This window comes from Isoptericola cucumis (genome assembly GCF_014635665.1).
Classification (GTDB): Bacteria; Actinomycetota; Actinomycetes; order Actinomycetales; family Cellulomonadaceae; genus Isoptericola; species Isoptericola cucumis.
In genome coordinates, this window is sequence record NZ_BMDG01000013.1 from 141,017 (window position 1) to 164,654 (window position 23,638).

Here is a 23,638-nt window from a genome sequence, read left to right on the forward strand (position 1 = left end):
GGTCAGCGTGAGCGCAGCAGCGCGATGAACTCGTCGGCCATGTCGAGCTTGCGGGCGAGGGCGGCGCGGCGCTCGGTGGCCGCGACGAGATAGCCGGCGAGCCGGGCGCGTGCGTCGCCGCCGGTGTCGTCTCCGCCGTCGTCGAGCGTGCCCGCCTCGAGGACGTCGGTGATCTCCAGCAGCTCGGCCATCTCGTCGAGCGTGAAGCCCAGCGGCTTCATGCGCCGGACCAGCAGGAGGCGCTCGACGTCGTCCTCCGTGTAGAGGCGAAAGCCGCCCTCGCTGCGAGCTGATGGCCGCACCAGCCCCACCTCGTCGTAGTGCCGCAGCGTGCGCAGCGACAGCCCGGTGCGGGTCGCCACGGCCCCGATGTGGAGGGTCGCGTCGGGGGAGAGCTCGGTCATGGGATCCAGTCTGACCGATGCCGCGCGGTGCGCCCGCCGCCGGCGGAGTGGAACTCTACCCTCACGTGAGGGTAGAGTCCGTGGCGGTCGCGGGCGCTCGTGCCCGACGTCCCCGCGGCCTCCTCGAACTTCTCAGCGCGACGACGCGCCCCTCGACCATGACCATCGGGGGAGGAGCGCCGTCACCACGACGCGTGCCCCGCCCGGGCGTGCCACCGGCCGCCCCGCGACGAACGGAGCCCCATGGCGGACCTGCGCGCCTCGCTGCCCGACCCCGCGCCCGAACCGCAGCCGGTGACCGGCGCGCCCGAGGCAGCGTCCCCGGGCTCGTTCCGCGCCGCCTTCTCCTCGGCGCGCCGCCTGCGGACCGAGGTACTGGGCGGGCTGGTGGTCGCCCTGGCGCTCATCCCCGAGGCCATCGCGTTCTCGATCATCGCCGGGGTGGACCCGCGCATCGGCCTGTTCGCGGCGTTCACGATGGCCGTGACGATCTCGTTCGTCGGTGGCCGGCCGGCGATGATCTCCGCCGCCACCGGCGCCGTCGCCCTCGTGGTCGCGCCCGTGGTGCGCGACCACGGCCTGGACTACCTCGTCGCGACCGTCCTCCTCGGCGGCCTGCTGCAGGTGGTGCTCGGCGTGCTCGGCGTGGCCCGGCTCATGCGGTTCATCCCGCGCTCGGTCATGGTGGGCTTCGTCAACGCGCTCGCGATCCTCATCTTCACGTCCCAGCTCCCGCACCTGGCCGGCGTGCCGTTCGCCGTGTACCCCATGGTGGCCGCCGGCATCGCGATCATGGTGTTCTTCCCGCGCCTGACGAAGGTCGTGCCGGCGCCGCTCGTGGCGATCGTGCTGCTCACGCTGGTCGCCGTGGCCGCGTCGGTCGCGGTCCCCACGGTCGGCGACGAGGGGGCGCTGCCGGAGTCGCTGCCGACGCTGTTCCTCCCGGACGTCCCGCCGAACCTGGAGACGCTGCAGATCATCGCTCCGTACGCCCTGGCCATGGCGCTGGTCGGCCTCATCGAGTCGCTGCTCACCGCGAAGCTCGTCGACGACATCACCGACACGCACTCGAACAAGACGCGCGAGTCCTGGGGCCAGGGCGTCGCGAACGTCGTCACCGGCCTCTTCGGCGGCATGGGCGGCTGCGCCATGATCGGCCAGACGATGATCAACGTGAAGTCGTCCGGCGCCCGCACCCGCCTGTCGACGTTCCTCGCCGGCGTGTTCCTGCTCGTCCTCGTCGTCGGGCTCGGCGACGTGGTCGCGATCATGCCGATGGCGGCGCTCGTGGCCGTGATGATCATGGTGGCGGTCGGCACGTTCGACTGGCACTCGGTCCGGCCGTCCACGCTGCGGCGGATGCCGAGGTCGGAGACCGCGGTCATGCTGGCGACCGTCGTCGTCACCGTGGTCACGCACAACCTCGCCTACGGCGTCGTCGTCGGCGTGGCCGTCGCCGCGGTGCTGTTCCTGCAGCGGGTGTCGCACCTGACGACCGTCACCCGCCTGGACGCCTCCGACGCCGACGACGAGCGGGTGTACGCCGTGGACGGCGAGCTGTTCTTCGCCTCCTCGAACGACCTCGTCTACCAGTTCGACTACACCGCGGACCCGGGGCGCGTCGTCATCGACATGTCGAACGCGCACGTGTGGGACGCCTCGACCGTCGCCGCGCTGGACGCCGTCCAGCACAAGTACGCCGCGCACGGCAAGGTCGTGACCTTCCGTGGCCTCGACGCCGACAGCGCGGCGCGGCTCGACCGGCTCGGCGGCAACCTCGGCGCCGGCCACTGACCTGACGACCGGCCCTGCGACCGGCCCTGCGACCGGCCCTGCGACCGGCCCCGTGACCGGCGCCGACGGGCGGGGGGTAGATTCGGGGCCATGCCGGCCGCAGCGGGGATCACCGCGTCCATCCCCAGCCCCGACCCGTCGTGGTCCCAGTTCTCCCTGGGGCCGCTGACCGTCCACACCTATGCGCTGTGCCTGCTGGCGGCCATCGCCCTGGCCACGTACGTCACCCACCGGCGGCTCGTCGCGCGCGGCGCCGACCGCGAGGTGACGCTCGACGTCGTCTTCTGGGCCGTCCCGCTGGGCATCGTCGTCGCGCGGATCTACCACGTGCTCACCCACCTGGGCGACTACACGGACGGCACGGGGCCTTGGGGCTACTGGGAGTGGGTGCGCGTCTGGGACGGGGGCATCGCGATCTACGGCGCCCTGCTCGGCGGGGCGCTCGGCGTGTGGATCGGGTGCCGGCGTGCGGGGCTGCGGTTCTGGTCGTTCGCCGATGCGCTCGCCCCCGCCATGCTCGCGGCGCAGGCCGTGGGGCGCCTCGGCAACTATGTGAACCAGGAGCTGTACGGCGCGCCGACGACGCTGCCGTGGGGCCTGGAGATCGACGGCGCGGTGGCGGGCCACCCCGACGCGACCCTGTTCCACCCGATCTTCCTGTACGAGATGCTGTGGAACCTCCTCGGTGTCGCCGTGCTGCTGCTCGTCGAGCGCCTGGCACGCCGGCGTGGCGAGGTCAGGGCGGACGCCGTCGGCGAGCCGGGGTACGGGCTGCGCTGGGGCCGGCTGTTCGCGCTGTACCTGGTCTGGTACGGCCTCGGGCGCAGCTGGCTGGAGGCGGTCCGCATCGACCCCACGAGCAACGCGCCGCTCGGCGTCCCGGCCAACATCTGGACGTCGCTCGTGGCGATCGCGCTGGGGGTCGCGCTGTTCGTCGTCCGGGCGCGCCAGCACCCGGAGCCCGAGACCTCCGTCTACCTCCCCGGCAGGGGCCCCGGTCGGGAACCGGAGCCGGCGTCCACGGGCTCCACGGCCGGCTCTGCGGGATCCACGGGATCCTCGGCGGAGGAGCCCACCTCCGCCGGGTAGGGCTCCGGCCACCGCGCGTGCAGCACGGCGGCGGTGAGCAGCGGGACCGCGGGCACGAGGGCGATCACCGCGATCCGCGCCCCGAAGTCGTTGACGACCGAGCCGGCCACGCACACGATCCACACCGCGAGCACGGTCGGGCGCAGCAGCGGCCACGCCTCCTCGGTGACGGCGAACCAGCGCGGGGTGAACCGCCCGGGCGCGAACAGCAGCAGGGCGCACGCCACCAGCACCAGGAGGGTGAGCCAGACCGGTACCCCGCCGAGCAGCGACCGTGCGGCGTAGCCGGCCTTGCGCCACAGCGTCTCCCACGCCTCGCCGTCGATCGCCTGGCCGACGAAGCGCCCCAGGTGCGAGCGCTCGTCCGCGGGCCGCATCCAGTCGAGCACGCCGACGGCCGCCACGGCGGCGACGCCGGCCGCGGCCACCCCGAAGAAGCGGCGCCAGGTGAGCCGGGCGCCGGAGGCGGCGAGCCCGAGCACCGCGAACGCGGGCACGACGACGAGCCCGCCGCCGAGGTCGGCGCCCAGGGTGGGCCACACGTCGACGACCATCGTCACCACGCCGATCCCCGCCACGACGGCCGCCGCGGCACCGCGGCGGCCGCGGTGCACCAGCCACTGCGCGATCCCCGCCGCGACCACGAGGGCCGCGACGGCGTACACGGAGAAGGTCGGGTTGCCGAACCCGTAGAAGCGCGCCCCGAAGGTGGGGGCGGAGCCCAGCGGGCTCGCCCGGTTGAGCGGCGTCCCGATGAAGGCGTCCAGGGTGAGCACGACGAAAGCGATGCCCGCGAGGATGCTGGGCCCGAGCCACACCGGTCGTCGCGGCGCGAGCGCACCCAGCGCCGCCACGACGGCGGTGGCCCCCACGGTGGACGCGACGACGGCGACCATCGGCTGGTCGATGTGCCACCACCCCGTGAGCGACACGAGGAACGCGGCGCTGGGCATCGCGGCCAGCACCAGGGCGGCGCCGCGGGCCCAGCCCCACGCCGTGCGCCAGCGGGCCCGTTCGCGGGCCGTCCGCGCCCGGGCCGAGCGGGGCCCGAGCAGCAGGCAGGCCCCCGCGAGAGCCAGTCCCGCGTACAGCGGTGCGTCGACGAACGACGTGTACACCGCGCGGCGCACGTGGTCGAGCTCGGTCAGGTCGGCGAGGGACGTGGCCGACGACGCCGAGTCCGCGGGGCGCGGGGAGCCCCACGCGAGGGGCGTGTCCTGGACGGGCGCCGCCGGCGTGATCCCGGCGGCGCCGAGCACGGTCGCGGGGACGTCGAGGACGCGAGCGACGCCGTCGGTGCGGGTCGCGGCGCTCGTGAGGAAGCGCGGCTGGTCGGGTCCGCCGGACGCGGCCCGGGCGAGCGCGGCGCCGAGCACCGGGCGGGTGCCGGGGGTGCCGGCGAGGTCGGCGACCAGCACGGTCGCGTCGTCCGGGGTGGCGGCGAGCACGCGGCGCACCGTGTCGTCGACGGACCGCAGGCGGTCGGCGTGCACGTCCTCGCGGGCCGCCCGCGCCTCGTCCCCGGTCAGCTCCGGGTCCACCGGGGGCGACGTGGCGTCGCCCGCGTCCACCACGGTGATGGGGCAGTCGTACGCGTCGGCACCCGGGGCCAGGGCGGCGTCGAGGTCGCGGTACCGCGCGACGTCGCCGTCCGGCCCGGCGAGCGCCAGCGCCGCGCCGGGGCCGACGGCGGTCGCGCAGGTGGCGGGGGCGAGCTGGGACCCGAGCGAGCCCAGCCGGGCCTGGTAGGTGGACCCCTGCTGGAGGTCGACCAGCCCCGGCCAGCCGGCGACCGTGGCGCCGTCGCCCGCGGGCTCGGGCCGCGGGCTCGGGCAGGCCCAGGTCCCGTCCGGCGCCCGCTCGGTCGCGACCTCGGTGAGCGTGCCGGCCGACAGGGCCAGCCAGCCCCCCACGACGCACCGGCTCGCGGAGCCCGTCGGCTGCGCGATGCCGCCCGCGCCCGCGCCGTCGGCGAGCAGCCGGTGCAGGGTGGGCGCGCGCCCCTCGGCGACGTCGTCCCACCGCACGCCGGTCGTGCCGACGACGACGAGGGGCCCGTCGGTCGCGACCGTGTCCGCGCGCGTGGGGGCGACCTGCGCGCCCGCCTGCGCGGCGTCCGACTCCGAGCGCAGGCCCGCCGCGGACATCACCTGGGAGGCGAGCAGCAGCAGCACGAGCGCGGTCCCGCTCACGGTGAGCAGGATCGTCGGCATGCGCCGGATCCCGGGCTCGCGGGTCGCCGGGGCGGCCTGCCCGGCCCGCTGCCCGGCCTCCTGCCCGGCCGCGTGCTCCAGCCGTCCGGCGAGCACCACGGGCAGGGCCAGCACGAGCACGAGGAACGCGACCGCGATGCCGGAGTCGTTGAGCAGGGTGCCGACGGCGGCGGTGACGACGAGGGCCACGACGAGCCGGCGCAGCATCGCGTCGCCGCGGTACGCCGCGGCGACGCCCTCGAGCCGGGCGCGGGAGGGGGCGAGCACCGCCCACGCCGCCACACCGCAGACGGCCAGCGCGGCCGCGCCGGCCGGGTTCGCGACCGTCGCCCAGGCGCCCGCGGCCTTGCCCGCCACGACGCTGAGCGCCCGGCCGTCGACGACCGACTGCACGAAGCCGCCCAGGTGGCTGCTGCCGCCGCCGGCCCACCAGTCCACGACGGCGACGACGGCGACCACGGCGACGGTGCCCGCACCGACCAGCAGCGCCCGCCGCCACGTCACGCGGACGCCGGCGACGCCGAGCACGAGCACCGCGAAGCCGGGCACCAGCGCGAGGATCCCGCCCAGGTCGGCACCGAACGGGGGCAGCCCGTCGACGAGGACCGTCACGACGCCCACCGCGCCCGCAGCCCACGCGGCCACGATCCGGCCCCGGCCCCGGGCGCGCAGGACGGCCGCGAGCCCGGCCGCCAGGACGATCCCCGCCACCGCGTAGACGGCGAAGACCGTGTTCGAGAAGCCGTAGAACCGTGCGCCGAGCGACGGCGCGGGGCCGAGCAGCGACCCCTGCTGGAGGGTCGTGCCGGTGAGGCCGTCGACCGTGAGCACCAGCCAGGTGACGCCGGCGAGGCACGTCGTCAGCCGCCACGGGGACGGCGGCAGGAGCCGGCGGGCGGCCCACGCGACCAGCGCCGCGACCAGGGCCGCCACCGTCAGCGACAGGACGAGCGTCATCACGGGCGACGGCCAGGCCCACCAGCGCGACAGCGTCGCGAGCGACGCCGCCACGGGCAGGCTCGACGCGACCACGAGCAGGGCGGTCCCGATGCGGAGGCCGGAGGGGGCAGGGGACGGCGACGGGCCCCGGGAGCCCGGCGTGGCCCGTCGGCGTGCGAGGAGCAGGGCCGCGACCACCGCGACGTCGGCCAGCACCACGAGGCCCACCAGGAGCGGGGACAGGCGCGGCACGGTGTCGGTGAGCACGCTCAGGTACTGGCGGTTCTCCACCGTGCGCGCCACGGAGATGCGGCGGTCGTCGCCGCGTTCCAGCGGCGATCCGGTGAAGGGGGCGAGCGCCTCGGTGAGGGGGTCGGGCTCGGCGTCGTCGGCGGCGCCGTCGCCCTCGTCCGCCTCGTCCTCGGGCGCCGTGCCGGAGAGCCCGCCGCCGGTCACGGCGTCGGCGATGGTCGCCGACAGGTCGGCCAGCACCACGACGCCGACCCAGCGGGACGACGTCGACGTGAGCCAGGTCGCCCGCCCGCCGGGGGCGGTCCAGTCGACGACGACCTGCAGGTCCGACGGGCCGAGCGGCGTGTCGGAGACGCCCGCGACGACCAGGCGGCCGCCGCCCGGCAGCAGCTGCGAGAGCCGGCCGACCTGGGCGTCGAGCTCCTGGACGGCGCTGCTGCGCTTGCCGGCGGCGTCGGGCAGCTCGCCCAGGTCGACGACGGTGGCCGGGCAGGCCGCCACGTGCTCCGCCGTGAGCTGCCCGGGGTCGGACAGGTAGCGCGGCACGCTGCCGCCCGCGTCGGCGAGCGCGACCGCCGCCCCCGGGCCCACCGCCGTCGCGCACGTGCCGGCGACGTCGGTGAGGTCGCCGAGCGCGCCCGGCTCGGCGGTCGCGGGCAGCACCGGGTCCGTGGTCGTGAGGTCGGACCAGCCGGGCACGTGCGCGGGCACGGCGTCGCCCTGCGTCGCGGCCGGCGCCGGCAGCGTCGGGCACCCGCGCGCTGCGTCGCCGTCCTGCGCGTCCGCGGCGTCGGCGCCTTCCTCCTGGTCGGGGTCGACGCCGGACGGCGTCGCGTCGTCGTCGCCCTGGGCCACGACCTTGGCGCCGGCGGAGAACGTCAGCCACGCGTCGAGCGGGCACGTCGGCGTGATCGTGCGCACGGCGACCGACGCGACGGACCCGCCGCCGATGAGCCGCCACAGGTTCGGCGTGCGGCCCGCGTCCACGTCCGACCACTGCAGCCCCGCCACGCCCGCGACGACCAGCGGGGTGTCCGGCGCCGCGTCGCCGGCGGCCCGGGCCGTGCCCGCCGTGCTCGTTGAACCCGCCGCGCCCGCCGATCCCGCAGGAGCCGACAGCGTGCCGGCCGTCGCCCGCGCGGCGCCGGCGAGCGTGGTGAGCAGCAGGAGCAGCACCGCCGCCACGCCCGCGAGGACCACGAGGGTGCGGGGGGCACGGGCGGCCGAGAGCGTGCGGGCAGGGCTGATCACGCAGGCCAGCCTATGCGGGGGCGTCCCCGCGGCCCGGCCCGTGCCGTCGTCGCCCCCGGACGTTCACGCGATCAGCCCTCGGCCCCCACCCCTCCGTAGCGCCGATGGCGTCAGCGGTTGTGGTGCGGCTGACGCCTGCGGTTGCGCTGCGGCGTCAGCCGGTCCGCACGACGAGGGCGGACGGGTCCACCCACGTCTCGAGCTCCACGGCACGGCCGAGGGGGTCGCCGTCGACCTGCGCCTGCTCGCCCCCGTCGACGCGGACGACGGCCCGCTTGGCGCGGATGTGGTCGATGCGGCCGATCTTGCCGGGCAGGTCGTTGCGCACGCCCAGGCCCTGCGCGACGACCTCGCCCAGCAGCTGCGCCCACCCGGCGAGCCCGCCGCGCGTGTCGATCGCGGCGACGTCGAGCTCCCCGTCGTCGATGATCGCGTCCGGCAGCAGGGTGATCCCGCCGGGCAGCCGCCCGCAGTTGCCGACCATGACGCTGCGCAGCCGGGCCTCGACCGCCTCGCCGTCGTCGAGGCGGATCGTGGCGCGCATGCGGCGCCCGTGCAGGTGCCGGGCGCCGGCCAGGAAGTACGCCACCCAGCCGACCCGGGCCTTGAGCTGGTCGTCGGCGTCCGCGACCATCGCCGCGTCGAAGCCCAGGCCGGCGATGACGAGGAAGACGTGCGTGGCGTCGGGGTCGTCGGGCAGCTCGGCGTCGGGGGCGAACTCGGTGACGCGCGCCCGGCCGACGTCGATGGTGCGGTCGCGGCCGCCCAGCACGACGGCCAGCGCGTCCGCCACCGAGGTGAGCGGGATGTCGAGGTTGCGGGCCAGGAGGTTGCCGGTGCCGACGGGGAGCAGCCCCATGGCGCGGCCCGTGCCCGTCAGCGCCTCCGCGACGGCACGCACGGTCCCGTCGCCGCCGGCGGCCACCACCACCTCCGCGCCGTCGGCGAGCGCCGCGCGGGCCTGGCCGGTGCCGGGGTCGTCCATGGTGGTCTCGTAGAACCGGGGGGTGGGCATCGCGGCGTCGGCGCACACGCGCTCGACCGTCGCGCGCACGTCGGCGGCACCCTCCTTCGACGGGTTGATGACGACGGCGAGGCGCACCCCGGCCTCGGCGTCGTCGTCGGGCGTCGTCTCGGGCGCCGACGTGCGCGCATGCGCCCGACGCCAGAGCAGCAGCGCGACCCCGAGCGCGGCGAGAGCGACGACCAGTGCGACGATCCCGATCCAGACTCCCCACGGCATGAGGGCAACCTATGCCGAAACCCCGGTCCCGACCCGCCGAGGTCCTCCCGCCCGCGCCGAGGCCGTGCGGCTCGCGCCGCCGGGTCGCCGCCGGCGCCGGAATTCGCGCGGCGCCGCGGGGCCCGGCGGTTAGGCTGGCGGGCGTGATCGATCTCCGCCTCCTGCGCGACAACCCCGACGTCGTCCGCGCGAGCCAGCAGGCCCGCGGCGACGACCCCGCCCTCGTCGACGCGGCGCTCGACGCCGACGCCCGCCGCCGTTCGTCCCTCACGGACTACGAGACGCTGCGCGCCGAGCAGAAGGCGCTGGGCAAGCAGGTGGCGCAGGCCTCCGGCGACGAGAAGGCCGAGCTGCTGACGCGCACGAAGCACCTCGCGGAGCAGGTCAAGGCCCGCCAGTCCGACGCGGCCCAGGCCGAGCGCGAGGTCGACGGGCTGCTCTACCGCATCCCGAACGTCGTCGACGGCGCGCCCGCCGGCGGCGAGGAGGACTTCGAGGTGCTGCGACACGAGGGCACCATCCGCGACTTCGCCGCCGAGGGCTTCGCGCCCCGCGACCACCTCGAGCTCGGCGAGGGCCTGCGCGCCATCGACATGGCCCGGGGCGCGAAGGTGTCCGGCGCCCGGTTCTACTTCCTCACCGGGATCGGCGCGCGGCTCGAGCTCGCGCTGCTGAACGCGGCCATGGACCAGGCGGTCGCCGCGGGCTTCACACCCATGATCACGCCGACGCTCGTCAAGCCGGACACCATGCGCGGCACGGGCTTCCTCGGCAGCCACGCGGACGAGGTCTACCACCTGGAGAAGGACGACCAGTACCTGGTGGGCACGTCGGAGGTGGCGCTCGCGGGCTACCACGCCGACGAGATCATCGACCTCTCGGACGGACCCCGGCGGTACGCGGGCTGGAGCGCCTGCTACCGGCGCGAGGCGGGCTCGCACGGCAAGGACGTGCGCGGCATCATCCGCGTCCACCAGTTCCACAAGGTCGAGATGTTCAGCTACTGCCCTCCCGAGGAGGCGGCGGCCGAGCACCAGCGACTGCTGGCGTGGGAGGAGGCGATGCTCGCGAAGGTCGAGCTGCCGTACCGGGTGATCGACACCGCGGCGGGCGACCTGGGCACGTCGGCCGCGCGGAAGTTCGACTGCGAGGCCTGGCTGCCCACGCAGGAGCGCTTCCTCGAGCTCACGTCGACGTCGAACTGCACCACGTTCCAGGCCCGCCGGCTGGCGGTGCGCGAGCGCACGGCGGACGGCACCACCCGCCCCGTCGCGACGCTGAACGGCACGCTCGGCACCACGCGCTGGATCGTGGCGATCCTGGAGAACCACCAGCAGGCCGACAGCTCGGTGCGCGTCCCCGAGGGGCTGCGCCCGTACCTCGGCGGGCTCGAGGTGCTCGAGCCGGTCGCATGAGCAGCGCGGTCGAGCCCTCGGCGGCCGGGTCCCGGGTCGAGCCCGCGCCGGCCGGGCCGGCGGAGAGCCATCTCGTCGGCCTGGACATCGACGGCACGCTGCTGACGCACGACGGCGTGCTCTCCGCCGACGTGCAGCACGCGGCGGCGGCGGCGCAGGCGTCCGGGCACCACGTGGTGCTCGCCTCGGGCCGGTCGCTCACCGCGATGACGCCCGTCGCCGAGCTGCTGGGCATCACGTCGGGCTGGATGGTGTGCTCCAACGGCGCGGTGACGGTGCGGCTCGACCCGGCCCTGCCGCGGGGCTGGGAGCTCGACCAGGTGCGCACGTTCGACCCCGAGCCGGCGTTGCGCCTGCTGCGCGACGAGCTGCCGGGTGCACGGTTCGCCGTCGAGGACATCGGGGTGGGCTTCCGGCTCAACGCCCTGTTCCCCGACGGCGAGCTGGACGGCGAGCACCAGGTCGTCGACTTCGACCAGCTCTGGGCGAGGGAGGTGACCCGCGTCATCGTCCGCAGCCCGGAGCACACGCCCGACCAGTTCAGCGCGATGGCGGCCCGGATCGGGCTGGACGACGTCACCTACGCGGTCGGGTGGACGGCGTGGATGGACGTCGCGCCCCGCGGCGTCACGAAGGCGTCGGCGCTGGAGCGGCTGCGCGAGCGCCTCGGCGTCGACCCGGGTGCCACGGTCGCCGTCGGCGACGGGCACAACGACGTCGACATGCTGCGGTGGGCGGCGCGCGGCGTCGCGATGGGCCACGCGGACGACGTCGTGCGCGGCGCGGCCGACGAGGTCACCGGGAGCATCGACGAGGACGGCGCCGTCGCCGTCCTGCGCTCCCTGCCCTGACCGCTCACTGTCCTGACGGGTGCGGTGGTCCGGGGGCCCGCACCACCGCACCCGTGCGTGACGGGTCAGCGGCGTGTCAGCGGGCCGTGAGGACGAGCGGGCCGTCGGCGGTGATGGCGATGGTGTGCTCGCTGTGCGCGCCGCGGGAGCCGTCGGCGGACCGGAGCGTCCAGCCGTCGGGGTCGGTGTAGATCTCGTCCGTGGTCTCGAGGAACCAGGGCTCGACGGCGATGACGAGCCCGGGCCGCAGCGGGAACCCGCGCCCGGCGCGACCGTCGTTGGGGATGTGCGGGTCGCCGTGCATGGTGCGCCCGACGCCGTGGCCGCCGAAGTCGGTGTTGATCGAGTAGCCGGCGTCGCGCGCGACGGCGGCGATGGCGGCGGAGATGTCGCCGGTCTTCCTGCCGGGCTGCGCGGCGGCGATGCCGGCCGCCAGGGCCTCCTCGGTGGTGCGGATGAGCTTCGCGTCGCCCGCGGCACGCTCCGGGGTCGGCGAGCCGCCGACGACGAAGGAGACCGCGGAGTCGGACACCCAGCCGTCGACGGACGCGGCGAAGTCGATGCTCAGCAGGTCGCCGTCGCGCAGGACGTAGTCGTGGGGCAGGCCGTGCAGGACCGCGTCGTTGACCGAGGTGCAGATGACCTTGCCGAACGGCATCGCGCCGAAGGACGGGTGGTAGTCGATGTAGCAGGACTCGGCGCCGCGGTCCTTGATCATCCGGTGGGCCAGCGCGTCCAGCTCGAGCAGGTTCACCCCGACGCCCGCGGCGTCGCGCACGGCGGTGAGCACGTCGGCGACGAAGCGTCCCGCGGGGCGCATCTCCTCGATCTCGCGCGGGCTCCTCAGCTCGATCATGGCGGTCCTTCCGGTGGCGTAGGGCGTGACAAGGGCGTTGCTGCTCCAAGGGTGTCACGGATCGTCATCGAGTCGTGACCATGAAACGAGTTGCCGGAACTTGCACCGGGGGGTCCAGGTGCGGTCGACTCTGGGAGGAGGAAGGATCCGTGCCATGGGGGCCATGGGTCCGACGGCTGACGCCCTGCCGGCGATCGGCCGGACCACGACGCAGTGGAGGAGCTTGGCATGACCAGACGAACGACGGCCGCGCGGCGACGCGCGCTGGTGCTGGCAGCGGGCGGTGCGGGCCTCGCGCTCGTGCTCGCCGCGTGCAGCGACCCTGACGGCGAGGGCGGCGTCGCGGAGGAGGGCGGCGAGACGACCGCCTCCTCCGCGGAGATCGACTGCGCCGCCTACGACGAGTTCGGCGACCTCGAGGGCAAGACGGTCACCGTCTACACCTCGATCGTCGAGCCCGAGCAGAAGTCCCAGGAGGACTCCTACGACGCCTTCGAGGAGTGCACGGGCGTCACCGTCGAGTACGAGGGGTCGCGCGAGTTCGAGGCGCAGCTCCAGGTGCGCATCAAGGCGGGCAACGCGCCCGACATCGCGTACCTGCCGCAGCCGGGCCTGCTCAACACGATCGTCAACGACTACCCGGACGTCATCAAGCCCGCGCCCGACGCGACGGCGGCCAACGTGGACGAGTTCTTCAGCGAGACGTGGAAGGGCTACGGCACGGTCGACGACACGTTCTACGCGGCGCCCCTCGGCGCGAACGCCAAGTCGTTCGTCTGGTACTCGCCGCAGGCGTTCGCCGACGCGGGCTACGAGATCCCGCAGACGTGGACCGAGATGATGGACCTCACCGAGCAGATCCGCAGCGACACCGGCGGGCCCGTGTGGTGCGCCGGCGTCGAGTCCGGCGACGCCACCGGCTGGCCGGGCACGGACTTCATCGAGGACGTGGTGCTGCGCACCACGGACGGTGAGGCCTACGAGCAGTGGTACAGCCACGCCAAGCCGTTCAACGACCCGCAGTACGTCGAGGCGTGGGACGCGGCCGGCGAGATCCTCAAGAACCCGGACTTCGTGAACGCGGGCCTGGGCGGCGTGGACTCCATCGCCACCCAGTCGTGGACGGACGCCGGCACGCCGATCCTCGACGGCACCTGCTGGATGCACCGCGCCGCGAACTTCTACCAGACGCAGTGGCCGGAGGGCACGGAGGTCTCCGAGGACGGCGACGTCTTCGCCTTCTACCTGCCCACCGACCAGACCGACGTCAAGCCGATGCTCGTGGGCGGCGAGTTCGTCGCCGCGTTCGCCGACCGGCCCGAGGTGCAGGCCTTCCAGACCTACCTCTCGAGCGCGGACTGGGCCAACCAGAAGGCGCTCAACACGCCCGACGGCGGCTGGGTGAGCGCGAACAGCGGGCTGGACCCGGAGAACCTGTCGACGGAGTTCGACAAGTTCGTCGTGGAGCAGCTCAACGACCCGAACTCCTACCAGGCGTTCGACGGCTCGGACCTGATGCCCGGCGAGGTCGGTGCCGGCTCGTTCTGGACCGCCATCGTCAACTGGCTGACGGGAGCCACGACCGAAGAGGTCACCACGCAGGTCGAGAACAACTGGCCGAAGTGACGCGACAGGTCCGTCCGGGCGCCCCGAGCCACGCGGCCGGCGCGCCCGGACGGACCTGAGGTGTTCCTGACTCTCGGAGGAGGTCGTCGATGACCTGGTTGCTGGAACCCGGCAGCGCGGTCGAGAAGTTCGCGGTGATGCTCGTCGCGGTCGCCGTGTTCGTCGTGGTGATGGGCGTGATCCTGTTCGCCGTGGACCGTCCCAAGCGGGTCCCCGCGTGGGTGGTCGCCCTCGGGTTCGTGGGTGTGCCGCTCGCGTTCCTCGCGTACGGCCTGGTGCGGCCCGGGCTGATCACGCTGTGGCAGTCCTTCTTCGACCGCACCGGCTCGGAGTTCATCGGCTTCGACAACTACCTGCGGGCGTTCACCGAGGGGCAGTTCCAGAAGGTCCTGCTCGTCACCGCGGCGTGGGTGATCCTCGCCCCGCTGCTGAGCACGATCATCGGCCTGGCGTACGCCGTGCTGGTCGACCGCACCCGCTTCGAGAAGCTCGCCAAGGCGCTCGTCTTCGTGCCGATGGCGATCTCGATGGTGGGCGCGTCGATCATCTGGAAGTTCGTCTACGAGTTCCGCCCCGACCAGCCGGGCGTCAACCAGATCGGCCTGCTCAACCAGCTGCTGGTGTGGCTGGGCATCCCACCCCAGCAGTTCCTCATCGGGCAGCCCTGGAACTCCGGGTTCCTCATCGTGGTGATGATCTGGATCCAGACCGGGTTCGCGATGACGGTGCTGTCGGCGGCGATCAAGGCGATCCCGGACGACATCACGGAGGCGGCCCGCCTCGACGGGCTGCACGGCTTCGGGATGTTCCGCTACATCACGGTGCCCAGCATCCGGCCCGCACTGGTCGTCGTCCTCACGACGATCGCGATGGGCACGCTCAAGGCGTTCGACATCGTGCGGACGATGACAGGCGGTCAGTTCGGCACCCAGGTGGTGGCCAACGAGTTCTACACGCAGGCGTTCCGCCAGGGGAACCAGGGGCTGGCGGCGGCGCTCGCCGTGGTCCTGTTCGTGCTGGTGATCCCGATCATCGCGTACAACGTGCGGCAGATGCGCAAGTCGGAGGAGATCCGATGACCACCACCCCCACCCCGGGCCAGTCCGTCGCGGGTACGGCGGTCGACGACGACGCCCGCGGTGCACCGCGCAAGCTCTCCCGGCTCGAGAAGCGCGCCATCGCCACCAAGGGGCGGCTGAGCTCGCCGTGGGCGTCCGGCGTCGCGATCGTCATCGCCCTCCTGTGGACGATCCCGTCCATCGGCCTGTTCGTGACGTCGTTCCGGCCCGAGAGCGACATCCGGCGCAGCGGCTGGTGGACGGTCTTCACCGGCAACGCCGAGTTCACGATGGACAACTACAACGAGGCGCTGTACGGGAACAGCAACGACCTGTCGACGTTCTTCGTCAACTCGTTCGTCATCACCATCCCGGGCGTGCTCATCCCGATCACGCTGGCGCTGCTCGCGGCGTACGCGTTCGCCTGGATCAAGTTCCCCGGGCGCAACTTCCTGTTCGTCGCCGTGTTCTCGCTGCAGGTGGTGCCGCTGCAGGTGGCGCTCGTCCCGCTGCTGTCGGACTACGTCGACGCCGGCGTGAACGGCACCTTCTGGACCGTCTGGTTGTCGCACTCGATCTTCGCGCTGCCGCTGGCGATCTTCCTGCTGCACAACTTCATGAAGGACATCCCGCCGTCGCTGGTCGAGGCCGCGCGCGTCGACGGCGCCGGGCACGTGAAGATCTTCTTCCGGGTGCTCTTCCCGCTGCTGGTGCCGGCGATCGCGTCGTTCGGGATCTTCCAGTTCCTGTGGGTGTGGAACGACCTGCTCGTCGGCCTGACCTTCACCGACACCCCGTACCGGCCCCTGACGGTGGCCGTGGCGGAGATGGCCGGCTCGCGCGGCGGCGACTGGCACATCCTCACCGCCGGCGCGTTCATCTCGATGATCGTGCCGCTGATCGTGTTCATCGCGCTGCAGCGCTACTTCGTGCGCGGCATGCTCGCCGGCGCGGTCAAGGGCTGAGCCCGGCGCACGAGCCGACGCGAGCCGACCATGCGCCGAGCACGCGCCGAGACGACGACGGCGGCCCGGGCACGCTGCCCGGGCCGCCGTCGTCGAGCGGGGTGGTGCGTCAGACCGCCGGCTGCGGCGCGGGGACGGCGGGGGCGTCCACGGCCTTGGGGCTGGGCCCGAAGCGGTTCGGCCCAGGCGTGCCGTCGGACGCCATGAAGACCAGCATGATGATCGGGCCCGCGACCGGGATGAGCCCCATGAACCAGAAGAACCCGGACTTGTCCTGGTCGTGGAGGCGGCGGACCGTCACGGCGAGCGTCGGCAGGACGAGCGCCAGCATGACCAGGGAGAAGATGCCGTAGGCGACGGAGGCGCCGGCGCCGTAGGTCATCGTCTCGGGGTCGACCGACTGGGCCATGACGATGCCCAGCGGGATCAGCAGCACGATCTCGAGGATCAGGAAGGACAGGGCCCAGAACCAGTACTCGGAGCGGCGCGCGCGCCCCGAGAACGAGGCGTACTGGGACAGGACGGACTTGACTGCGTCCGGGAGTGACATCGGGTGGCTACCTCATCGGTCGAGACGTCGGCGACGTCGCAGGGTGGCGCCGGTCGGCGCCGCGCCAGAGCGTAGGGCCTCCGGCACATGGCGTCCAGGATCCCATCACACTTCCTTCATGTTTTTCCCAGGCGTCCGTGAGGGCCGACCCTCGGCCCGGACGCTGGGGCGACGCCCCGGCGCAGCGCCCGTATGCTCCCGTGGTGCCGATCCCCACCGCTCGCCCCGCCACGGGCCTGGACCGGGTCCCGGCTCCGGCCCTGTTCGTCGTCTCCGGGCTCACGCAGTACGCCGGCGCGGCCGTCGCGGTCGGGCTGTTCGCGCAGCTGGGGGCCCCGGCGGTGGGCTGGTGGCGCATCGTGCTCGCCGCGGTCGTGCTCCTGGCGTGGCGCCGGCCCTGGCGCCGCCGGCCGGGGCGCCGCGAGCTCGTCGGCGCGGGGATGTTCGGTGTCGTCCTCGCCGCGATGAACATCGCCTTCTACATCGCCATCGGTCATCTGCCGCTGGGGGTCGTCGTCGCGATGGAGTTCCTCGGCCCGGTGGTGGTCGCGGCCGTCACCGGCCGCGGCTGGCGCGAGCGGGCGGCCATCCTCGTCGCGGGCGGCGGCGTCGTCCTCCTCGCCGGGGTCACGCTCGACTCCGGCCTGCCGCGCGAGGACGTGCTGATCGGGCTCGCGGCGGCACTCGCCGCCGCGGCCTTCTGGGCCGGCTACGTCGTGCTCGGCAAGCGGGTCGCCGGGGCGGGCTCCGGCGTCGACGGGCTCGCGGTGGGCATGGCCGTGGGGGCGCTCGTCTTCGCACCGTTCTTCGGCGCCTCGGTGCCGGAGGTCGTCGTCGACCCGGGCCTGCTGCTGTTCCTGCTGGTCGTCGCCGTCTGCTCGTCGGTGGTGCCCTACGTGCTCGACCAGGTGGTGCTGCGCCGGCTGGGGACGGCGACGTTCGCGGTCCTCCTCGCGCTGCTGCCCGCCACGGCCGCCGTCGTCGGCGCGGTCGTCCTGCGCCAGCTGCCGACCTGGCCCGAGATCGTCGGGCTGGCGCTGGTCTCGGGCGCGATCGTGATGACGGCGCGGACCTGATCGTCCGGCCTCGGCCGGTCGTGCGGGGCTACAGGTACTGACCCGGTGACGGGCGGCCGTCCTCGGGCCGCTCGTGCCCGTGGCCCGACGGCGGGCCGCCCTGCCCGCCCGGGCCGCCCGGCCCGAAGGGCGCCGGGTGCGCGCCCGGGGGCAGGGCGCGGCGCATCTGCGACAGCTGGGCCTGGGCGGCCATCTGCTGGGCGACCAGCGCGGTCTGGATCCCGTGGAAGAGGCCCTCGAGCCACCCCACGAGCTGCGCCTGCGCGACCCGGAGCTCCGCGTCCGAGGGGGCGGCGTCGTCGGAGAACGGGAGCGCGATGCGGTGCAGCTCCTCGACGAGGTCGGGGGAGAGGCCGTCCTCGAGCTCTGCGAGGGACCGCTCGTGGATCTCGGCCAGCCGCGTGCGGGCCGCGTCGTCGAGCGGGGCGTCCCGGACCTCGTCGAGCAGCCGCTTGATCATGGCACCGATGCGCATGACCTTGGCCGGCTCCTCGATCCGCGAGGTCTCCTCGCCCGGCTCGTCGTCCGGCTCCCCGTGCGGCAGGTCGTCCGGCCGGGGCTCGTCCGCGGCGGCCGTGCCGCGACGCGCCGGGGCGTCGCTCCCGTCGGGCAGCACCACGCGCGGGCCTCCCGTCGGGCTCGTCGTCTCGTCGCTGCGGTCGTTCGGGTCGCTGCCGCTCATGCCTCCCAGTCTGGCCCAGAGGGCCGCCACCGGCGACGGCGGGCGTCGCCGGTGGCGACCCGCCTGGACGGCGTCGAGGTCAGGGCACCAGCAGCACCTTGCCGAACACCTCGCCCGACTCCATCAGCTCGTGCGCGCGGGCGGCGTCGTCGAGCGGCAGCCGGGCGTGCACCACGGGCCGCAGCCGCCCGTCGGCCACCATCGGCCAGACGTGCTCGCGGACGGCGGCGAGGATGTCGGCCTTCTCCTGCGGGGTGCGCACCCGCAGCAGCGTCCCCGTCACCCAGGCGCGCTTGGCCATGAGCGCACCGAGGTCGACCTCCCCGCGGGCGCCCTTCTGCAGGCCGATGACGACGAGCCGCCCGCCGGGGGCGAGCGCCCGCACGTTGTCGCGCAGGCCGCCGGCGCCCAGCACGTCGAGCACGACGTCGGCCCCGCGCCCGTCGGTGGCGGCACGCACGGCCTCGACCACGTCGTCGGTGCGGTGGTCGACGGCGACCTCGGCCCCCAGCTCCAGGCAGCGGGCGACGCGCTCCGGGCCGCCGGCGGTGGCGACGACGTGGGCGCCGAGCGCGGCGGCGAGCTGCACCGCGACGCTGCCGACCCCGCCCGACCCGCCCTGCACGAGCAGGTGGTCGCCGGCGCGCAGCCGGGCCGTGTCGACGAGGTTGGTCCAGGCGGTCGCCACCGCCTCCGGCAGCGCGGCCGCGTCGACGAGGTCGACGCCCTGCGGCGCGGGCAGCACCTGCGTGGCGCGGACCACGACCTGCTCCGCGTACCCGCCGCCCTCGAGCAGCGCCACGACCTCGTCGCCGACGGCGCAGGTGGTCACCCCGGGGCCGAGGCCGCGGACGGTACCCGAGATCTCCAGACCCGGCCATTCGGGAGCACCGGCTGGAGCAGGGTAGTGTCCGGACCGTTGCAGCAGGTCAGCCCGGTTGATCCCGGCCGCCGCCACGTCGATCAGGACGTGCCCGACGCCCGGTTTCTCTAGGTTTACGTGGGATGGGGTGAGTTTCGCTGGACCGCCCGGTGCCGATATCGTGACCGCTCGCACACCGATGGAGCCTACCCGTGCGCCCAGAGCTGCCCCGGGCGCGTGGGACGGTGCCGGACGTGATGGCACCTCACCGGGGTACGCGGCGACCGCCGACGAACCCTGTTCGAACAGGGATGGAGAGAGGTTCAGATGCTCCGCAGGTTGGGCGTTCGCGGGAAGATCCTTGCGACACTCGCCGTGCCGATCTTCGTCCTGGCCCTCACGGCCAGCTGGATCACCTGGCAGTCGCTGCAGGAGAACCGCAAGGCGGAGCAGACGGCGGCTCTCATGGACTCGCTCGAGCTCCAGGACTCGGCGGGTACCGCCTTCGCCCAGGAGCGTGGTCTGAACCTGGCGGCCTCGATGGGCCTCCCGGACGCCCGGGACGCCCTCGTCGAGAGCCAGTCGGAGACCGACAGGTCGCTCGACGAGCGTGACGAGCGGCTCGAGCTGCTCGACACGTCGGTCCTGACGACCAACGTGCAGAACGCGGTCGACCGCACCCTCGAGGACCGGAAGGTCATCGACGAGCTGCAGCGCAAGGTGACCTCGGGTCAGATCACCGAGGAGCGGGCGACCGCGCAGTACACCGACCTCATCGAGCGTGCGCTCGACGTGCCCCGCTCGGTCTCGCAGAGCGCCGAGGACCCGGGCCTCGCCCAGCGCATCAACGCGTACGTCGCGATGGACCAGGCCATGCTGGCCAACACCCTGGAGCGACCGATCGTCGCGGCCGCCCTGGCCGACGCGCAGGACGGCAACCCGAGCCCCGACCTGATGAACCGCATGGTCACGGCCCTGCAGGCCACGAACTCGCTGCGCAGCGACGCGCAGGATCGGCTCGACCTCCTGCCGGGCGACATCGAGGTGCCGGAGTTCTCCGACGAGCTCGACCAGATGCGCCTCCAGCTGCGCTACCTGAACTTCTCGGGCATCGACCCCGAGCTCGCCGGTCAGTGGAACGACCTTTCGCAGGGCTGGGTCGACGACACGCAGCCCGTCCGCGACGAGGTCCGTGACATGACCGTCGAGTACTCGGCGGACAAGGCGAGCGAGGAGCAGCGCACGGCGCTCCTGACGGGTGCGGCGGCGTTCGGCGTCGTGCTCATCTCGTTCCTGCTGGCGCTGGTCATCGCGCGCCGCATCGTCGAGCCGCTGCGACGCCTCACCGTCGCCACGGCCGAGGTGCGCGACCGCCTGCCGCAGATGGTGGAGCAGATGGCGGTCCCGGGCCAGGCACCCGCGGTGGACCTCGTCCAGGTCCCCGTCGAGTCCAGCGACGAGATCGGACGCCTGGCGGCCTCGTTCAACGAGGTGAACGAGACCACGATGGTCGTGGCGCGCGAGCAGGCGGCCCTCCGTGGCTCCATCGCGGAGATGTTCGTCAACGTGGCGCGTCGTGACCAGGTGCTCCTCAACCGCCAGCTGGCGTTCCTCGACGAGCTCGAGCGGTCCGAGGAGGACCCCTCGACGCTGTCGAACCTCTTCCGGCTCGACCACCTGGCCACCCGGATGCGCCGCAACGCCGAGTCGCTCCTGGTCCTCGCGGGGATCGACTCCGGGCGCCGCGTGCGCAACCCGATGCCCGTGTCCGACGTCGTCCGGACGGCGTCGTCCGAGATCGAGCTGTACGACCGGGTGCGGCTGAACCTCACCGTCGACCCGCACATGCTCGGGCACAACGCGCTCAACGCCGCGCACCTCCTGGCCGAGCTGCTCGAGAACGCGACGATGTTCTCGGAGCCGCACACTCCGGTCGAGGTGACCACGACGCGCGACGAGCGCGGCGTCGTGGTCACCGTGCGCGACCACGGCCTGGGCATGAGCCCCGAGGAGCTCACCGAGGCGAACGTCAAGGTCGGTCTGACGGCCGCGTCGGACGCCGTGGGCGCCCAGCGCCTCGGCCTCTACGTGGTCGGCCGGCTCGCCGGGCGCCTCGGCGCCACCGTGGTCTTCGGCACGGGCCCGTCGGGCACCGGCACCGAGGCGACCGTCGTCTTCCCGTCGATGCTGTTCCTGCCCGACGACGCGCTCCCGCTGCCGCAGCCGACCGACCCGCTGCAGGCGGACACCCAGGCCGCGGTCGCGGGCCTCTCGAACGGTCACACGCCCGCCGCCGAGCAGTACCCGGCCGAGCAGTACCCGGCCGAGCAGTACCCGGAGCAGGACGCACCGACGACGCAGACGCCCGCCGTCCTGCCGGCGGCAGGCGCACCGACGGTGGCACCCGTCGCTGAGCCGCAGCCGTCCGGCTCGGCGTACACGCCCACCGGGACCTTCAGCGGGGTCGTCGAGCCGGAGCCTCCGGCCGCGGTGCCCGTGGACCTCGACTCGCTGACCGACGGCACGACGTCGGTCGGCATGCCGCGTCGTCGTCGCTCGGTCGCCGGCGACTCCCGCAGCGAGCGGCCCGACACGGGCCCGATCGTCCTGCCGCCCCTCGAGGCGCCCACCCTGCCCGATCTCGCGGACGAGACGACGACGGACGCCTGGCGCCCGCCGAGCGCGGTCGCCGAGAGCTCGGCGGGCACGCTCCCGAGCCGGCACCGTGCCCGGCCGGAGTCGGCGCCCGTCCCGATCTCCGAGCCGGAGGCCCCGTCCGCCCCGGTGCTGAACGTCGAGCAGCGCGCCGGCCTGTTCTCGGGCTTCCGGTCGATGGACGCCCTCGACACGTCCGACACGGACAGCACCCTGCAGCTGGACGCGATCACGGAGGACCCCGCGGCACTGCCGGACGCCATCGCGCCGCTCGCCGACGAGCCGCGGGCCGAGGCCCCGGCGCCCGCCGTGACCGAGGTCCCGATGCCGGCACCGGCCGCGCTGCCGGTGCCCGAGACCCCGGCGCCCCGGGAGCCGCAGCCCGTCCGCGAGGCCGCCGAGCCGGTCGCGTGGGCGCCGCAGCAGCCGGCCGAGCCGGCCCCGGCACCGGCGCCCGCCCCCGAGCGACGTGCTCCCGAGCCCGCCTGGGCCGAGCGCCCGCCGCAGGCTCCCGCCGCACCGGCCGCACCGGCCGCACCCGTCGCACCTGCCGTGCCCGCGGCCGAGGCCACCGAGCCCGGGCAGGGCCAGTACGAGAGCCTGCCCGCGTTCGAGGACCTCATCGCGGACCTGCCCGGACGCCGGGGCGCGAAGGAGGCGTCGGGCAGCGGCCGCAAGCGCGGGCTGTTCGGGCGCAAGCCGTCGACCGAGTCGGGCAGCGCCACGCCCACGTCCGCGGAGCCCGCGGGCGCGACACCCTGGTCGGCGCCCGCGAGCCCCGCGACGCCGCCCGCGGCCCCGGAGCCCGCCCCCGCCCAGGAGGCGTACCGCCCGCCGATGCCGACCGCGCACGAGGCGCCCGCCCCCGTGGCCCCGCCCCAGGCGGAGCCCACGGACGACACCCAGCGGGCGTCGACGTCCTACGGCGGCTCGGTGCTCCCGCTGCGCTCCACGGAGGCCGCAGGTGGCGACCCCCTCGACCCGCACTACGTGCCCGACACGGTCGAGGCACGGTCCGAGTGGATGGCGTCGGCCGTCCTGTACGAGGAGATGTCCACGCTGCTGCAGCGCGGTGTCTTCCAGGAAGGGAACGTGACTTCGACGAACGACGAGCAGACCTACCGGCCGGCCGCCGTCGCGCCCGACGCGGCGGGCGGGCTCGCCCGTCGCACCCGCAGCGGCGAGGCGAGCGCGTCGGCCGAGCGGTTCACGGCTCGCATCGACCGGGACCCGGAGCAGCTGCGGGCGCGGCTCTCGGCGTTCCAGTCGGCGACGAGCCGCGGCCGAAACGACGCTGGCGCCGTACAGGCCTCGACGCAACCCGCCCCGACCGTGAATGATGTCCCTGGATCGTCTCCGCAGCAGCGGTGACCTGCGCCTTCGGCGTACCTGACGAGGAGGAAGCGTGACCCTCAGTACTGAAGCGACCAACTTCGGGTGGCTTCTCGACAACTTCGTGCGGACGGTTCCCGGCAGCCGCCACACCCTCGTGGTCTCGGCCGACGGTCTGCTCATGGCGATGTCGGACCAGCTGGACCGCACGAGCGGTGACCAGCTGGCCGCGATCGTCTCCGGCATGTCGAGCCTCACCCGCGGTGCCGCGCGTCAGCTCGACGCCGGCAACGTCCGTCAGGCCGTCATCGAGATGGACAACGGGTTCCTGTTCCTCATGAACGTCTCCAACGGCTCGGTGCTCGCCGTGGTCGCGGAGTCGTCGTGCGACATCGGGCTGATCGGCTACGAGATGGCGCTGCTCGTCTCGCGGACCGAGGCGACGCTCACCCCGCAGCTCATCTCCGAGATGCGTGGCAACCTGCCCGTCGACGGCTCGTCGCGCTCTGCGCAGATGGGATGAGT

Annotated in this window: 17 protein-coding genes; 10 read left to right on the plus strand and 7 right to left on the minus strand. The window is 74.2% G+C overall.

The features are described 5' to 3' along the window. Positions 1–2 precede the first annotated feature (2 nt). A complete protein-coding gene (locus IEW03_RS17495; protein WP_188524988.1) occupies positions 3–404 on the minus strand; it encodes a MerR family transcriptional regulator in 402 nt (133 codons plus the stop codon). Positions 405–647: 243 nt separating this feature from the next. On the opposite strand from IEW03_RS17495, the gene IEW03_RS17500 reads away from it, so the two are divergent. Further along, entirely contained in the window at positions 648–2,198 is a 1,551-nt protein-coding gene (locus IEW03_RS17500) for a SulP family inorganic anion transporter (protein ID WP_188524989.1), read from the plus strand. Between the two features lie 90 nt (positions 2,199–2,288). Continuing rightward, complete coding sequence (gene lgt, locus IEW03_RS17505; RefSeq protein ID WP_188524990.1) at positions 2,289–3,287, plus strand: prolipoprotein diacylglyceryl transferase; 999 nt, start codon at positions 2,289–2,291, stop codon at positions 3,285–3,287. Here lgt and IEW03_RS17510 read toward each other — a convergent pair. Continuing rightward, complete coding sequence (locus IEW03_RS17510) at positions 3,173–7,942, minus strand: hypothetical protein (RefSeq protein WP_188524991.1); 4,770 nt, start codon at positions 7,940–7,942, stop codon at positions 3,173–3,175. The two genes, lgt and IEW03_RS17510, sit on opposite strands and share 115 nt — an antisense overlap. A 154-nt stretch (positions 7,943–8,096) precedes the next feature. After that, complete coding sequence (locus tag IEW03_RS17515) at positions 8,097–9,185, minus strand: diacylglycerol/lipid kinase family protein (protein ID WP_188524992.1); 1,089 nt, start codon at positions 9,183–9,185, stop codon at positions 8,097–8,099. 143 nt (positions 9,186–9,328) lie between these two features. Here IEW03_RS17515 and serS point away from each other — a divergent pair, with 143 nt between their 5' ends. After that, on the plus strand, positions 9,329–10,600 hold the full coding sequence (gene serS, locus IEW03_RS17520) for a serine--tRNA ligase (protein ID WP_188524993.1): 1,272 nt from the start codon (positions 9,329–9,331) through the stop codon (positions 10,598–10,600). Beyond that, positions 10,597–11,451, plus strand: coding sequence for an HAD family hydrolase (locus tag IEW03_RS17525; protein ID WP_188524994.1), 855 nt, complete (start codon positions 10,597–10,599; stop codon positions 11,449–11,451). The genes serS and IEW03_RS17525 overlap by 4 nt, the downstream gene beginning before the upstream one ends. A 76-nt stretch (positions 11,452–11,527) precedes the next feature. Here IEW03_RS17525 and map read toward each other — a convergent pair whose 3' ends face one another. Beyond that, positions 11,528–12,307, minus strand: a complete 780-nt coding sequence (map, locus tag IEW03_RS17530) for a type I methionyl aminopeptidase (RefSeq protein WP_188524995.1) — start codon at positions 12,305–12,307, stop codon at positions 11,528–11,530. A gap of 228 nt (positions 12,308–12,535) precedes the next feature. Here map and IEW03_RS17535 point away from each other — a divergent pair, with 228 nt between their 5' ends. From IEW03_RS17535 to IEW03_RS17545, 3 genes are all read left to right on the plus strand, one after another. Continuing rightward, positions 12,536–13,933, plus strand: coding sequence for an ABC transporter substrate-binding protein (locus tag IEW03_RS17535; protein WP_188524996.1), 1,398 nt, complete (start codon positions 12,536–12,538; stop codon positions 13,931–13,933). Positions 13,934–14,022: 89 nt separating this feature from the next. Then, positions 14,023–15,012: a carbohydrate ABC transporter permease gene (locus IEW03_RS17540; protein ID WP_188524997.1), complete on the plus strand. Its 990-nt coding sequence runs from the start codon at positions 14,023–14,025 to the stop codon at positions 15,010–15,012. After that, positions 15,009–15,956, plus strand: a complete 948-nt coding sequence (locus IEW03_RS17545; RefSeq protein WP_188524998.1) for a carbohydrate ABC transporter permease — start codon at positions 15,009–15,011, stop codon at positions 15,954–15,956. The genes IEW03_RS17540 and IEW03_RS17545 overlap by 4 nt, the downstream gene beginning before the upstream one ends. Positions 15,957–16,065: 109 nt before the next feature. On the opposite strand, the gene IEW03_RS17550 is transcribed toward IEW03_RS17545, so the two are convergent. After that, positions 16,066–16,506: a DUF805 domain-containing protein gene (locus tag IEW03_RS17550; RefSeq protein ID WP_188524999.1), complete on the minus strand. Its 441-nt coding sequence runs from the start codon at positions 16,504–16,506 to the stop codon at positions 16,066–16,068. A gap of 203 nt (positions 16,507–16,709) precedes the next feature. On the opposite strand from IEW03_RS17550, the gene IEW03_RS17555 reads away from it, so the two are divergent. Then, on the plus strand, positions 16,710–17,582 hold the full coding sequence (locus tag IEW03_RS17555; RefSeq protein ID WP_229738400.1) for an EamA family transporter: 873 nt from the start codon (positions 16,710–16,712) through the stop codon (positions 17,580–17,582). Positions 17,583–17,610: 28 nt separating this feature from the next. On the opposite strand, the gene IEW03_RS17560 is transcribed toward IEW03_RS17555, so the two are convergent. Further along, complete coding sequence (locus IEW03_RS17560) at positions 17,611–18,264, minus strand: bacterial proteasome activator family protein (protein WP_229738401.1); 654 nt, start codon at positions 18,262–18,264, stop codon at positions 17,611–17,613. 79 nt (positions 18,265–18,343) lie between these two features. Continuing rightward, on the minus strand, positions 18,344–19,390 hold the full coding sequence (locus tag IEW03_RS17565) for an NAD(P)H-quinone oxidoreductase (RefSeq protein ID WP_308808246.1): 1,047 nt from the start codon (positions 19,388–19,390) through the stop codon (positions 18,344–18,346). A 111-nt stretch (positions 19,391–19,501) separates the two neighbouring features. On the opposite strand from IEW03_RS17565, the gene IEW03_RS17570 reads away from it, so the two are divergent. Continuing rightward, positions 19,502–23,152 (plus strand): sensor histidine kinase, encoded by a 3,651-nt coding sequence (locus tag IEW03_RS17570; protein ID WP_188525001.1) that lies wholly within the window; start codon positions 19,502–19,504, stop codon positions 23,150–23,152. A 34-nt stretch (positions 23,153–23,186) separates the two neighbouring features. Further along, positions 23,187–23,636 carry a roadblock/LC7 domain-containing protein gene (locus IEW03_RS17575; protein WP_188525002.1) on the plus strand — a complete coding sequence of 150 codons (450 nt, stop codon included), beginning with the start codon at positions 23,187–23,189 and terminating at the stop codon, positions 23,634–23,636. The last annotated feature ends 2 nt before the right edge of the window (positions 23,637–23,638 follow it).